At 55.7% G+C, this 14,400-nt stretch carries 13 protein-coding genes; 5 read left to right on the forward strand and 8 right to left on the reverse strand.

From position 1 onward, the window contains the following. Positions 1-128: 128 nt before the first annotated feature. Positions 129-1,532, forward strand: coding sequence for a purine-cytosine permease family protein (locus PGR23_RS20840; RefSeq protein WP_063447600.1), 1,404 nt, complete (start codon positions 129-131; stop codon positions 1,530-1,532). Positions 1,533-1,573: 41 nt separating this feature from the next. On the opposite strand, the gene argE is transcribed toward PGR23_RS20840, so the two are convergent. The 5 genes from argE to PGR23_RS20865 form a co-directional block, all read right to left on the reverse strand. Next, a complete protein-coding gene (gene argE, locus PGR23_RS20845; protein ID WP_396279400.1) occupies positions 1,574-2,722 on the reverse strand; it encodes an acetylornithine deacetylase in 1,149 nt (382 codons plus the stop codon). Beyond that, a complete protein-coding gene (locus PGR23_RS20850) occupies positions 2,715-3,389 on the reverse strand; it encodes a DUF1028 domain-containing protein (RefSeq protein ID WP_047065646.1) in 675 nt (224 codons plus the stop codon). Before PGR23_RS20850 ends, argE begins: the two co-directional genes overlap by 8 nt. Positions 3,390-3,398: 9 nt before the next feature. Next, positions 3,399-3,821: a RidA family protein gene (locus PGR23_RS20855; RefSeq protein ID WP_047042999.1), complete on the reverse strand. Its 423-nt coding sequence runs from the start codon at positions 3,819-3,821 to the stop codon at positions 3,399-3,401. 28 nt (positions 3,822-3,849) lie between these two features. Further along, positions 3,850-5,115, reverse strand: coding sequence for a flavin-containing monooxygenase (locus PGR23_RS20860; RefSeq protein WP_063447601.1), 1,266 nt, complete (start codon positions 5,113-5,115; stop codon positions 3,850-3,852). 310 nt (positions 5,116-5,425) lie between these two features. Further along, positions 5,426-6,355, reverse strand: a complete 930-nt coding sequence (locus PGR23_RS20865) for a LysR substrate-binding domain-containing protein (RefSeq protein WP_015703484.1) — start codon at positions 6,353-6,355, stop codon at positions 5,426-5,428. A gap of 631 nt (positions 6,356-6,986) precedes the next feature. On the opposite strand from PGR23_RS20865, the gene PGR23_RS20870 reads away from it, so the two are divergent. The 3 genes from PGR23_RS20870 to PGR23_RS20880 all read left to right on the forward strand — a co-directional run bounded on the left by PGR23_RS20870 (position 6,987) and on the right by PGR23_RS20880 (position 10,295). Then, positions 6,987-8,480, forward strand: a complete 1,494-nt coding sequence (locus PGR23_RS20870; RefSeq protein WP_063416529.1) for an aldehyde dehydrogenase — start codon at positions 6,987-6,989, stop codon at positions 8,478-8,480. A 48-nt stretch (positions 8,481-8,528) separates the two neighbouring features. Continuing rightward, positions 8,529-9,911: an aspartate aminotransferase family protein gene (locus PGR23_RS20875; RefSeq protein ID WP_316422668.1), complete on the forward strand. Its 1,383-nt coding sequence runs from the start codon at positions 8,529-8,531 to the stop codon at positions 9,909-9,911. 195 nt (positions 9,912-10,106) lie between these two features. Next, positions 10,107-10,295: a hypothetical protein gene (locus PGR23_RS20880; RefSeq protein WP_047078357.1), complete on the forward strand. Its 189-nt coding sequence runs from the start codon at positions 10,107-10,109 to the stop codon at positions 10,293-10,295. Positions 10,296-10,461: 166 nt separating this feature from the next. Here the strand turns inward: PGR23_RS20880 and PGR23_RS20885 are convergent, their stop codons facing one another. The 3 genes from PGR23_RS20885 to PGR23_RS20895 form a co-directional block, all read right to left on the reverse strand. Continuing rightward, on the reverse strand, positions 10,462-11,643 hold the full coding sequence (locus PGR23_RS20885; RefSeq protein WP_015703496.1) for a PLP-dependent aminotransferase family protein: 1,182 nt from the start codon (positions 11,641-11,643) through the stop codon (positions 10,462-10,464). 96 nt (positions 11,644-11,739) lie between these two features. Then, positions 11,740-13,605 (reverse strand): bifunctional glutathionylspermidine amidase/synthase, encoded by a 1,866-nt coding sequence (gene gss / locus PGR23_RS20890; protein ID WP_032712528.1) that lies wholly within the window; start codon positions 13,603-13,605, stop codon positions 11,740-11,742. 76 nt (positions 13,606-13,681) lie between these two features. Next, complete coding sequence (locus tag PGR23_RS20895) at positions 13,682-13,804, reverse strand: hypothetical protein (RefSeq protein ID WP_306463112.1); 123 nt, start codon at positions 13,802-13,804, stop codon at positions 13,682-13,684. Between the two features lie 20 nt (positions 13,805-13,824). On the opposite strand from PGR23_RS20895, the gene PGR23_RS20900 reads away from it, so the two are divergent. After that, positions 13,825-14,385, forward strand: coding sequence for a DsbA family protein (locus tag PGR23_RS20900; RefSeq protein WP_015703498.1), 561 nt, complete (start codon positions 13,825-13,827; stop codon positions 14,383-14,385). Positions 14,386-14,400: the final 15 nt, after the last annotated feature.

The following is a 14,400-nucleotide window of genomic DNA, read 5'->3' on the forward strand; positions in this document are numbered from 1 at the left end:
TTGTCATTTCGCAAATGATACAGAGTTGTAAAAATGGTGAATGAAATGTTGTGATGAGTAGATTAGCTGTACTCCTCATTGAAATATCACTCTTACGCTGATGAAGACCAAAATAATGAGAGAGCACCATGACAAAACATCAATCTGTTAATGTCGAGAATCTTGAAAGTAATACCATCAGACCTATCCCCTTAAATATGCGCCACGGCAAACCAGGCGATCTTTTTACCATTTGGTTTGGCTCCAACATTATGCTGTTAACGGTCATCACCGGCGCGATGTCGGTGACGATTTTCCACCTTTCCTTTTTATGGTCAGTGATTGCGCTATTTATCGGCAGCCTGGTCGGCGGGCTCTTTATGGCGCTGCATTCGGCGCAGGGGCCAAAACTCGGGGTACCGCAAATGGTCCAGACCAAGGGGCAATTTGGCTCCTATGGTTCGGTACTGGTGGTCTCCATCGTCGTACTGATGTATATCGGCTTTACCGCCTCCAGTCTGGTGCTCGGCGGGCAGTCGATGCACGCGATTTATCAGCCGATGAACTCGGACATCGGGATTATCGTGGTCGGCGCGCTAAGCCTGTTCGCCACCATCTTTGGCTATAAGATCATCCACTCCTACGCGCGGATCATGTCGTGGATTTCAGGCATCGTACTGGCGGCAACCTTCGTGTGGATAGTCTTCATCCATGGCCTGCCGGGCGACTTTGTCGACCGCGGCGGCTTCAACATCGTCGGCTTTCTCGGCGCCGTCTCTATCGCCGCGCTCTGGCAGCTGGCCTATGCGCCGTATGTCTCTGACTATTCCCGCTATATGCCCTACAGCACCAACGATAAAAGCGTCTTTTACGCCAGCTATTTTGGCTGCATTCTCGGCTCCTATCTGCCGATGGTGCTCGGGGTGCTGGTGGCGATTTGTATCGGTAATGACGATATCATTCAAGGGATTATGGATCTGACCGGCAGCATGGGGGCGATAGTGATTATCGTACTGGCGCTGGGGATCGCCGCCACCAACTCGATGATGCTGTACTGCGGCGTACTCTGTACCCTGACGCTCGGCCAGACTTTTATCGATGGCTGGTCGCCGATGGCGCGGGCACGCATTATCACCGCTATTTTGACCATGCTGCTGGAGATATTCCTCGCTATCTATGGCCAGGAAAATTTCCTGCTAATCTACACCAACTTTATTACCGTGCTGTTGTATGTGCTGGTGCCGTGGACGGCGATTAATCTGGTCGATTATTATTTAGTGGCCCACGGCGAATATCACGTTGAATCGTTCTTTAAACGCGATGGCGGTATTTACGGTTACTTTAATGCAACGGCGATATCCTGCTATATCCTCGGTATTCTGGTCGAAGTACCGTTTATGTCGACCTCAATTTATACCGGGCCAATCGCCCTCTCCTTCGGCGGCGCGGATCTCTCCTGGATTGTGGGTTTATTGGTGGTCTCGCCGGTCTATTATTATTTCTCGAAAGCGAAGAGTGTTAAAAGCATGGCTTTTGCAAAAGAGAAGGTTTAAGGCCTACAAGAAAGCGCGCCGCCTTCGCGGCGCGCCGGCGTTTAAGCTGACATCCAGAGGCAGAGATTTTTCAACATCTGCTCGCACTTTTCCAACTGCGCCTCGCTAACAAACTCATCCGCCTTATGCCCCTGCTCCATGCTCCCCGGGCCACAAACAAGCGTGGCCACGCCGGCCTCATCAAACAATCCGCCTTCGGTGCCAAAAGCGACCGTTGAAAAATCCTCGCATTCGGCCCACTGCGCCAGCCAGCCGGCGAACGCCGACTGCGGGTCGCTCAGCAGGCCGGGATACTGGCTGAGCGGTTGAAAGGTAATAGCCGATTCCGCCGCCGTCGCGCGCATTTTTGGCAACAGCTCGCCTTCGGCATACGCCTGCAGCGAGGCCAGCGCATCATCGACCGACACATCCGGTAAATGGCGAATTTCAAAATCGAACTGACAGTGCTGCGGTACAATATTCAACGCCGCGCCGCCCTTAATTACCCCCACCTGCAGGGTGCTGAAAGGCGGATCGAAACGCGTATCCTGGCGAAGCGCAAGCTGCTCGCCCAGCTCCTCCAGGCGGCCAATCAGCTTTGCCGCCCAGGCAATCGCATTCACGCCATCGGGCGCGTAAGCGGAGTGGCAAGCGTGGCCGTGAACATCGCAGCGCATCGCCAGCTTCCCCTTGTGACCATATACCGGGCGCATCTCCGTCGGCTCGCCGATAATGCACATCGCCGGTTTCTCTGCCGACGCCTGCAGATGGGCGACCAGGCTGCGTACGCCAAGACATCCCACCTCTTCATCGTAGGAAAAAGCCAGGTGCAGCGGCATGCGTAGCGGTTGGGCGAGAAATTCAGGAATGGTGGCCAGTACGCAGGCGAGGAAGCCTTTCATATCGGCACTACCGCGGCCGTAGCAGCGGCCATCGCGTTGCGTGAGGGCAAAAGGGGGAACCGTCCATGGCTGGCCGTCAACCGGCACCACATCGGTATGGCCGGAGAGCATAACGCCGCCGGGCCCCGCAGGGCCCAGTCGTGCATAGAGATTAGCTTTTCTCCCTTGCGCATCATAAAAGCGCTGCGTTTCGATTGCGAAGCCGTGGAGATAATCGGCAATATCGTCGATCATCGCCAGGTTCGATTCGCGGCTGGTGGTGTCAAACGCCAGCAGCCGCGCCAGAATATCCTGTAATCGACTATTCATCGCCGGGTACTCCGTAACTGGGAGCCTCCCGCGGGTCGAGGGCGCGCGTCACGTAAGCCTGCATTTGCGGTTCATAGGCCTGCCACAGCGCCGCCAGCTCGCCAATCGGGTCCGTTTCACTCCAGTCAACGCGCAGATCCACCAGCGGCCAGGAGTAATCATCCACCACTTTCACCGCCGCCGAATGGACCGGACCGGCCTCGCCGCCCTGAGCGACGCCAGCCTGTAGCGCGGCAACCAGCCGCGTCGCCAGCTCGCCTTCGGTTTGCGAAAACGTTGCCGCCATCGCGGCAATCACCGCTTCCGACGCCAGCATATTACCGCCGGCGATACAGTTATCGCCCTGCACAACATGCCAGGTCCCCAGCGTTTTATCGCCGCTGAACCACGCGGTCTGGCCGCTGGCGTCGATGGCGATAATCTGCCGATAGCGGCTAAAATCGTCTTCCGCCAGCGCCCGACGCATCGCTTTCTCCGCCGTCAGTCCCTGCTCCATCTGCGCCAGAGTGAGTTGCCCCAGCGCCGGTAAGGTAATGTTCTGGCTCGATACCGCCCCTACCCCCGCCTGCAGCCACGGACAGCGGGCGCCGACGGCAATGCTTGAAGAGCTGATCGCGATACCAAACTGCCCGCTTTCCGGGCAGCGTGCGGCAATCGAAAATGTCATTCTGCCTCCTTATTTCGCCGCGTCATCAGGGATGACGGCGATAACATCGATTTCCATTAGCCACTGCGGCTGCGCCAGCGCGGAAATCACCAGCCCGGTGGAGATCGGGAACACGCCTTTTAACCACTTGCCTACCTCTTGATAGACCGGTTCGCGATAGCGCGGGTCGATAATATAGGTGGTCGTTTTCACGATATGCGACAGGTCGCTCCCCGCCTCTTCCAGCAGCTGTTTGACGTTTTTCATCGCCTGTTCCGCCTGCGCCCGCGGGTCGCCAAGGCCCACCAGATTGCCTTCAAAATCCGTCCCGACCTGGCCGCGAACGTAGACGGTATTACCGGCGCGTACCGCCTGACATAAGTCATTGTCCAGCGTCTGATTAGGGTATGTCTCTTTGGTATTGAACATCCGAATACGAGTATGGGTAGGCATAAGGGTTATCCTGTTCAGTAAGTCATGATTAACGCTGGCTGGCGTCTTTGTACTGGCTGTATTTACGGCGGGTGGCGATATGGTCGGCGATATGCTTCGCGTCGTGCCAGACGCCCCAGATAAAGGTTGATCCCCGGCGCGATAACCACGGCAGGCCGAGGAAGTAGACGCCCGGCTCGCTGGAGACGCCGCGCTGATGCTGAGGGCGACCCTGTTCGTTGAAAGCGTTGACGTTGAGCCAGCTGTAGTCCACCGCATAGCCGGTAGCCCAGATAATGGTGTTAATCCCCGCCTGCGCCAGATCGAGCGAGAGGATCGGCGACGTCATGCAGTCCGGGTCCGTTAAGAATTGCCGCGCGGCGGGCTCTTCCGGTAAATCCAGGCCATTGGCGGCAATGTAAGCATCGGCGGCATCCAGCAGCGCCAGATAGTTTTCATCGCCGAGGCGAATGTTTTCGACGAGATTATTTTTAAAGGAGACGGTTCCCCCGGCGAAGGATTCGGTGAGACCAACCAGCGTGATACCACGATGCGCCAGCTCGCGGAAATCAACCGTGTGGCCGCCGTGCGCGCCGCTAACCGCGATGGTGACGTGCTCTTTACCGGGTTCGCTGGCCGGGGCATCCCACAGGCCTAATACCCCCAGCCACCAGCAGAAATCCCGGTTACGATAGGCACGCGGCGGGCGGTCATGGGCGCCGACCGACAGATAAACCTTGCGGCCCGCGCGCTGCAGTTCATCGGCGATTTGCACGCCGGACGAGCCCGCTCCCACCACCAGCACCGCGCCTTCCGGCAGTTGCTGCGGGTTGTAATATTTCGCCGAATGAATTTGATGGATGGCGCTGTCGCGCGGGGCGATCGGCGGGATAACCGGCTTCTGGAACGGCCCGGTCGCCGCGACAATATTCAGCGCTTCAATCACGCCGTCGGTGGTTTCAATGGTAAACCCCGGACGCCCGTGGTTACGCACCGCACTTTTGACTTCCACGCCGGTACGGACCGGAAGATTAAACTCGCGCACATAATCAACAAAGTATTGCGCAACATCATCCTTGGCAATAAAGGCATCGGGGTCGCCGCCTTTAAACTCCATGCCCGGAAAACGGTCATGCCACGCCGGGCCGTTCGCCACCAGCGAATCCCAGCGGCCGGTACGCCAGGCTTCGGCAATGCGATTCTTTTCCACGACCAGATGCGAAATACCCTGTTTGCTCAGGTGCTCGCTCATGGCGATACCGGCCTGCCCCCCGCCAACAACCAGCGTCTCGATTTGTATTTTTTCTACGGTCATAAATATGTCCTTCGGTGATGTTCTGCTCATGACCGAGGTTAATAAACCGTTATGCTCAGGTAAATTATTATAAATTTAGCACCTGAGAATAAAATAATGATGCAGCGGATTCGCCCCGCCGCCAGGCCATTTCCGCCACGCTAATACGCAGTATTTATTTTTCAGGCATGAGATTTTGAAAGGAAAAACAACCATGACTTTCGAGGCTCATAAAAATATCGTCAGAGCTTCGTTTTTTTATAGGCAATAAAACGCAGAAAATACCACATGAATATATTTACCCGCGCTAATGGCGGGTAAATTTGCTCATTCAGGCGACTTTCACTTCTTGCTGCGGCGGGCTTAATACCGCGTTGCGGCAATACTCCATAAACAGTTTGGTCGGTTTGGTCGGTTCGCTACTGCGCAGATGGGCCATCACCAGCGCGGAATTCGCCATTTCATCCTGAATCTCCACACAGCGTACCTGCTGGCCGTCATAGGTCATGTCGTTCACCGGACGCGTCACCAGCACCGAGAAGCCCAGCCCCTGGCCAACCATGCAGCGCACCATCTCAATCGACGGCGAACTGTAGGCCACCTGCGGGTTGTAGCCCTTATCTTTGAAAATGCTGATGAAGTAGTTTTTGCTCGGTACCACATCCAACAGGATCATTGGCAGATTGCTCAGCTCGGACAGCCGCACGGCGTGCCGCTGGGCCAGGGGATGATCCGCCGGTAACAGCGCATAGGGCTTCTGCGGCGCGTTGAGGCTCTCGGTATAAATCGAGGTATCCAGTTCGAGATCATAGAGAAAAGCCAGGTCAAAACGCCCGCGGTGCAGGCCGTGTGCAATCTCATGCTGCTCGCCGTCGTAAATTTTAATGGTGATTTCCGGATAAATTTTCTTAAATCCGGCCATCAACGACGGCATATACAGCGGCGCGGCGGTCTCGAAACAGCCGATGGAAATAATCCCGGAGACCAGCTCATTATCGGCCTTCGAGTTTTGTTCAAATTGATAAGAGAGCCGCAGCAGTTCTTTGGCTTTTTCATAAAAACGCTGTCCGCTCGGGGTCATTGATACCCCCTGGGCGTGGTGGCGAATAAAAAACTGCTGTTCAAACATATCTTCCAGCGTCTTCACGGCGATGGAAATCGACGGCTGCGCGATATGCAGCTGGCGTGAGGCTTCAGCAATACTTTCCGCCTCGACGACGGCAACAAAGTATTTGAGCTGTTTCAGGGTGAAATGGGGCATGTGATACCTTATTTTTTTATCATCAAGGAGGCAGGCTGGTTAGCTTTAAACGATGAACACCCTGGCCTGCAACCCTCTGCCGTGAAAAAGATCAACAATCCGACAGCGATCAGATTTTTACAGAAAATTAACAGATACCTGGCGAGAAAATTGCGAGCGCCGGAGGATAATACTTCGGCCAGTATAAGCAGGATGAGAAAAAACAAGGCATATAACTACCTTATATTACAAGACATTAATCTCGCTTTAATTCACAGAAACGCGCTAACGGGCTTGCCCGTCTCACCGTGATTCATTTTGTCATGAGTATTGTTTTTATTATCAATAATTAAATCTAAGAATATTAAATGTTGCTAACGACATGTTCAGCTCGCCGACGCCGAAAATTAGCGGAAAACAAAAACTCTTTGAATTACAGCTTATTGAAAAATCGCACGTCCCCGTTATTTGAGCGCCATCACAGCGCACGACCTCCCGCCCTGGATCACAGAAAATCGCCAATCCTGGCTAACAACGATTTTTATAGAGGTTGCCTAGATTTTTAGTCCTTTCTCGCCGCATTGCCCTCCTGCATCATGAACTCAAAGAAACAAATAAATAACAATTGCGCAACATGCGAAGGAGAAGGTTCATGTCTGATAGAAACTTTTGGCAGCGCAGGCTGCAGGAGCAGCGCTTTATCAGCCACGCCATTATCGATGGTCGACCGTACGTCGCGAAAAGCCGTAAAACCTGTCCCGCCATTAACCCAGCCAGCAATACGCTGCTGGCGGAAGTCACCTCGCTGCAGACGGAAGATATCGATATCGCCGTCGCCTCCGCGCGTCGCGCTTTTACCTCCGGCGTTTGGTCAGGTCTGGCGCCACAGGAACGTAAACGCGCGTTGCTGCGCCTGTCGGCGCTGATCCTTCAGCATCGCGAAGAGCTGGCGCTGCTGGAGAGCGTCAGCATGGGGAAACCGGTCAACGATGCGCTGAATATTGATGTCCCCGGCGCCGCGCACATCCTCAGCTGGTATGCCGAAAGCGTAGATAAACTCTACGATGAAGTGGCTCCCGCCAGACCCGGCGCGCTGGCGACCATCACCCGCCAGCCCATCGGCGTGGTTGCCGCCATCGTACCGTGGAACTTCCCGCTCGACCTCGCCTCCTGGAAGTTGGGTCCGGCGCTGGCCGCCGGCAATAGCGTGATCCTCAAGCCCTCGGAAAACTCGCCGTTTAGCGCCCTGCGTCTGGGCGAGCTGGCGCTGGAGGCCGGTATTCCGCCAGGCGTGCTTAACGTGGTGACCGGGCTGGGCACCGAAACCGGGAGCGCGCTGGGACTGCATCACGATATCGATGTCATCGCCTTCACCGGCTCAACCGCCGTCGGCAAAGCCTTTATGGCCTATTCGGCCCAGTCCAATCTGAAACAGGTATGGCTGGAGTGCGGCGGCAAGAGCGCCAATATCATTTTCGCCGACAGCCAGGATCTCGATCTGGCCGCTGAAAAAGCAGCCTTCGGCATCTGTTTTAACCAGGGCGAAGTCTGCTCGGCAAACTCCCGCCTGCTGGTTGAGCGCCCGATTTACGCGGCCTTCATCGCCAAACTACAGGAAAAAATGCAGGCCTGGGCTCCGGCGCATCCGTTCGATGCGGATGCCCGCATGGGGGCCATGGTCAGCGCCGCCCATGCCGAAAAAGTGATGGCGGCTATCCGCCGTGCGCAAGACGAGGGCGCAACGCTGCTTACCGGCGGCCGTACGGTGGAAATAGACGGCGTCGCCAACTACGTTCAGCCGACGCTTCTGGCCGACGTAAACGAAGAGATGGCGCTGTGGAAAGAGGAGATTTTTGGTCCGGTGCTGGCGGTTTGCGCCTTCGATAGCGAGAAGGAGGCGGTTCATCTGGCGAATAACCATATCTATGCGCTGGCCGCCTCGCTGTGGACCGACAATCTGCACCGCGCCCATCGCGTCGCCGCGCAGCTGACCGCCGGAACAATCTCGGTAAATACCGTCGACGCGCTGGACGTCACCGTTCCCTTTGGCGGCAACAAGCAGTCGGGCTTTGGCCGCGATCTGTCTCTACATGCCTTTGATAAATTCACCAGCCTCAAAACCACCTGGTTTCAGTTTCGCGAGTAGGCCGCAGCCTGCACCACTTTTTCAGTTCCAGCAGACAGGAGAGACGAAATGACTAATCCAAGCAATCAGAACCGTTCGACGTCCGATTACCAACATTCAGATGCGGCTCACCATATTCACGCCTTCCTGGATCAAAAAGCCCTGAACGCCGAAGGGGCGCGCGTGATGGTACGCGGCGAAGGACTATACCTGTGGGACAATGACGGGAATAAATACCTCGATGGGATGTCCGGCCTGTGGTGTACCCAGTTGGGCTACAGCCGCCAGGATCTGGCGGACGCCGCCGCGGCGCAGTTTGCCAAACTGCCCTATTACAACATGTTCTTCCACACGACCCACCCGGCGGTTATCGAGCTTTCCGAGCTGCTGTTCAGCCTGCTGCCACCGCACTACAGCCACGCTATCTACACCAACTCCGGTTCGGAATCGAATGAAGTGCTGATTCGCACCGTTCGCCGCTACTGGCAGATCCTCGGCAAGCCGGAGAAAAAGGTGATGATTGGCCGCTGGAACGGCTATCACGGCTCCACGCTGGCGGCAAGCGGGCTCGGCGGCATGAAGTTCATGCATGAAATGGGCGGGGTGATCCCGGACGTGGCTCATATCGATGAACCCTACTGGTTTATGCACGGCGGCGACCTGACGCCGCAGGAGTTCGGCCTGCGCTGCGCCCGCCAACTGGAAGAGAAGATCCTGGAACTGGGCGCGGAAAACGTCGCCGGCTTTATCGCCGAACCGTTCCAGGGGGCGGGCGGCATGATCTTCCCGCCGGAAAGCTACTGGCCGGAGATCCAGCGTATCTGCCGGCAATATGACGTGCTGCTGTGCGCCGATGAGGTGATTGGCGGCTTTGGCCGTACCGGCGAGTGGTTTGCGCATCAGTACTTCGGCTTTGAACCGGATACGCTGTCGATTGCCAAGGGGCTAACCTCCGGTTACGTACCGATGGGCGGGCTGGTACTGAGCAAGCGCATGGCCGACGTGCTGGTAGAAAAAGGCGGCGTTTTCCCACACGGCCTGACCTATTCCGGCCACCCGGTGGCGGCCGCGGTGGCGATTGCCAACCTGAAAGCCTTACGCGATGAGAATCATGTCACCCGGGTTCGCACCGATAGCGGCCCCTATCTGCAAAAAACGCTGCGCGAGGTGTTTGAAAACCATCCACTCATTGGCGAGGTACAGGGCGCCGGACTGGTGGCCGCCCTGCAGTTTGCCGAAGATAAAGTGACCCGCAAACGTTTTGCCAACGAGAACGAACTGGCCTGGCGCTGTCGCACCATCGGCTTTGAAGAAGGCGTGATCATCCGCTCGACGCTGGGGCGCATGATCATGGCGCCGGCGCTGATTGCCGGGCATAACGAACTCGATGAACTGGTTGAAAAAACCAAGCGCGCCGTTGACCGCACCGCTAAAGAGATTGGCCTGCTATAAGTCAATTACTTACTGCTTTTGATTATCTTTTAGCGGAGGCCTTCGGCCTCCGTTTTTACCTGCATTCCACTTAGCAGGATTCCGGGTATCAGCAGACCGTCATGAGATGCGCTTTTAGAGCGTCGGCAAAAAAATGTTGATCTGATACGAACAAGCTTTTATTTTGCTGCTAGTTTTCAAACTGAGATGAAACTGATGCCTACTATTATCGCCAGTAGTATGAAAGAAGCTAAAGAATTAGTTAACGCCAGAAAGTACCGGGAAATAGTACTGAATTTCGATGTTGACGCTGATGATTTTTTCACCCTTGCAACAGCGCAGCATGACACCAAAATCACCATTGCAAACAAAAATAGCCACTCACCGGTTACATTAGAAAAATAATAAAACCCCTGAGGAAATCTTTATGTTGTTGTTTATTGGCACTATTGCTGTCGCTTTTCTCTCTTCCCTGATGCTCATCTGGCTTGACGATCGCATCGCCGAGCAGGAGTAAACCCTCCCCCGATTTAAAGCTCTCCGCACCGGTCATCGGTGCGGAGACAAAAGATTACAGCGATTTCGCCAAACGTTCGACGGCGGTCAGCAGACCGGCTTCAGAAACCGTCGAGTAGGAAAGACGCAGCGTGCGGGTATCCGGATTATCGTTGTAGAACGCTTCACCAGGTACGTAAACCACGCCGTTTTCCAGCGTCTTCTCCAGCCACGCCATGGTATCGAACGGATAGCGGAAACGGGCCCACAGGAACATTCCCCCTTCCGGGCGGCTAAACTCAAGATGCTCGCCAAGACGACTTTCCAGCGCATCAGCCAGCGCCACGCACTTCTTGCGGTAGTCTTCGCGGATCAGAGCGATCTGATCGTTCAGGCGATTCATTTCCAGATACTCAGCAGTGATAACCTGAGAGAGCATATTAGTATGCAGATCCGCCGCCTGCTTCACGATCACCGCCTGATGCGCCAGCCACTCCGGCATCACGATCCAGCCGATACGCATTCCCGGCGCAAGGATCTTGGAGAACGTGGAGGTGTACACCACCCGTTCTTCACAGCCTTGTTCGATCGCATGTTGATACAGCGGACGACGCACTTTATCGGTGAAGCTGATTTCGCCGTAGGGATCGTCTTCGATGATCACAAAATCATGTTGCTTCGCTAGCGCCACCAGCCGCTGGCGGCGATCGTCGCTGAGGGTTTTACCGCCGGGGTTGCCAAATGTCGGCACCAGATAGACCGCTTTAACCTTAGTGGTTTCCAGCAGATCGGCCAGTTGTTCAACCAGCATGCCGTTATCGTCGGTATCAACGCTCAGGATATTCGCCTGCGCCAGCTGGAATACCTGCAGCGCGGCAAGGTAGGTCGGACGTTCAACGACGACCGCATCGCCCGGATCGAGCAGCGTGCGGGCGACGATATCCAGCGATTGCTGCGAACCGGAGGTGATATACACCTGGCTTGCCGAGCAGGCCACGCCGCGTGACTGGCAGATTTCGCTCACCGCCTGGCGCAGCGGCGGATATCCTTCGGTAAGGCCGTACTGGAACGCATCATTAAAACGTTCACTCATCACCTTTTGCACCGCGAGGTTGAGACCTTCGGTATCAAACAGTTCCGGAGCCGGAATACCGCCGCCAAGCGAAATGACGCCAGGCAGTTTACTGTGTTTGAGAAGTTCGCGGACGGCGGAGGGCTTAAGTTCACCCGCGCGGGCGGCGAGGCGCCGATCGTGCATATGCTTTTCCTTTTCTATCTTGTTGTTGTGTTAGTTGTTCGTTGTAGCTTTGCAGGTGCCGGGCAGCGATACTAGCCGCTGCCCGGTTTGCGGCCGTTACTCGTCGTCTTTCAGCACGACTAATGGCTCAATATCGCTCTCTTTTTTCACCACCAGCGAATCATCGCCGCGCAGGCAGGTACCGCCATAGTTACCGCCCACCGTGAAGGTGCACACCTGAATGTACTTGCCGTCAACCTTCGGCAGACACCACAGCTGCTGGTAAATATTTTTGCGATCGACAAATTGCCCGCTGGTCTGATCCAATACCTCATCGTGCGGGCTTATCAGATCGATGTTATTACCGCAGCGCCCGGAGATCGGTTTGACCGCATAGCCGGTTTTCGCCAGCTCGTCATTGACCACAAAATCGGTATCCAGCAGATAGCGATGATGCGGGAACAGCGACCACAGCACCGGCAGAATCGCCTTGTTGCCGGGGATAACCGTCCACAGCGGTTCGAATACCAATACTTCAGGGCGCAGCAGGACGTCAATCAGGCGCACCTCATTTTGCGGATGACCGGTACGAATCGGCACTGCCGCATACTCATCGGCGCTGACTTCACGCACCTGCTCGATGGCGGTTTCCCATGCCCAGGTCTTCCACACGCAGTTAACCAAGCGGCCATCGCCGTCGATAAGCTGCCCGGCAGCATCCCAGCGTAGCTCATCAAGACCAAAGAGAATTTTGCTCTCAAAGCCCGCCTCGGTTAGCGAACGCTGAATAAACTGGGCATGGTAGTTCTCTTCAAGATCCTTATCCTGCATGATGTGCACGAACGGCCGCGCGCGGCTGTGCTTCCACGCCCCCGCCAGCTCCTCAAGCAGATTTTCCGCCGGATTATGGCCGGTACCGCGATAGCCCTGTTTCAGCCACTGTTCGAGGATCAATCCGCCTTCCGTATGGCAAGAGGCAGAGTCGGCGTTGTATTCGTACACCTTCAGCCCGCGCTCATCCATGCAGAAATCCATGCGCCCGGTAATCATATGATGGCGGCGGCGCTGCCACGAGAGGCGCAGACGAGGCCAGAGAATTTTCGGAATATCGAACAGCGCCAGCAGGTTGTCATCCTTCATTACCTTATCAGTGGCGTGCAGATACATCAGATGCAGTTCATTGGTCGCTTTAATCAGCTCCTGTTCGGCGCTCTCGCTGATGGTGAAGTACTGGTAGGGATCCTGATTGATGAAATGACCGTTGGCTTCAACATAGGCCTTTTGCAGCGCGTCTTTCTCATTGAGCCAGTTACCGCGGAACTGGCCTTTATTCGGCAGCCGCGCGCCGCTGATTTTCATCTCCTCGCCCGGCAGCACCGGCTGCGGCAGGCTGTGCTCGGTATCGGCGGTCTGGATCATCCAGCCTAAAATTTCGGTATCGGCAAAGGTATCTTTGATGGTGTAGACGCCGTCTTTCACTTCCAGCGTTAGCTCGCGGGTCCACTGCTGGCCCTGCGGCAGCGGCGCGTGGATGACGTTCTGCTCGGCGATACGGACCTTATTCCCTACCAGTTGCGTAATCACCGCCACGTGTCCGGTATGTTTAAACTCGCCGCCCTTCTGCCAGATCAGCAGCGAGCCGGCGATCGGCGGACGGCGCGAGCCGTTGGCGAAGGCCTGCAGGGGAAGAATGTTGTCATTGACCACTTCGCGCAGAAAGCGCAGCGAGAAGATTTCGTAAGCCATACCGACATCGGTAAAGACAAAGCCGTAGGTGAGGAATAAAAAGCGCCGCGCGAACTCCACGCACTGCCATTTATGCCCCATATACTCATTGCCGATATAGCTGCGGAAAGCGGCGTCATCCGGATAATCTTGTGGATTTAAGCTACTGTAATTCGAAGAATAAATTGCCACGCCGCCCGGCGCGTAGCCTAAAAGCGTGCCGAAAGGGGCGTCAATACTGGTCGATCCTTTACTCATTTAGCCTGACCTCAAATTAATGCAGCCCGGGCAGTTGGCGGAACAAAACTCCCTCTTCTTATCCTGCCGCAGGCACTTACCAGACAGAGGTGAAATGATGATACCACTCATTCGATTCGCTAAACGTGCCCTTATAGAAAATAACCCGGCGTCCATTGGCAAAAGTGATATTGTTAGCCAACACATAACAAAAAAACATCACTACATCAGGAGTCGACAATGAGCGCACCTTCGCATCTCAATGCCCAGCCGCTGGTCTGGGGACATGGCCCACGGACTTTTGAAGTATTCCTCGAACCAACCTGTCCGTTTTCCGTTCGCGCCTTCAACAAACTCGATGAATTGCTGGATGAAGTCGGCGCCGAGAACGTCACGATTAAGATTCGCCTGCAGTCCCAGCCGTGGCATCTGTTTTCCGGGGTAATCGTGCGCTGCGTGCTGGCCGCCTCCACCCTGCCGCACGGCAGAGAGCAGGCGCACAAAGTCCTGCAGGCGGTCGCCGATCATCGTGAAGAGTTTGAATTCACCGACCACTGCAGCGGGCCGAATATGAATACCACTCCGCAGCAAATTATCGAGCGCCTTGAGCGCTATAGCCACGTGTCGCTGGCGGCGGCATTTGCCCGCCCTGAGCTGCAAAACGAAATCAAATGGCACAGTAAATACGCCCGCCAGAACGGCATCCATGTGTCGCCGACGTTTATGGTCAACGGCCTGGTGCAGCCCGATCTCGGCAGCGGCGATGACGTCAGCGTGTGGGCCGCGCGGATTATGGCCTGAGATTAGCTGCTAGAC

Origin of the sequence: Klebsiella sp. 141162 (assembly GCF_050600755.1) — a bacterium.
GTDB lineage: Bacteria > Pseudomonadota > Gammaproteobacteria > Enterobacterales > Enterobacteriaceae > Klebsiella > Klebsiella aerogenes.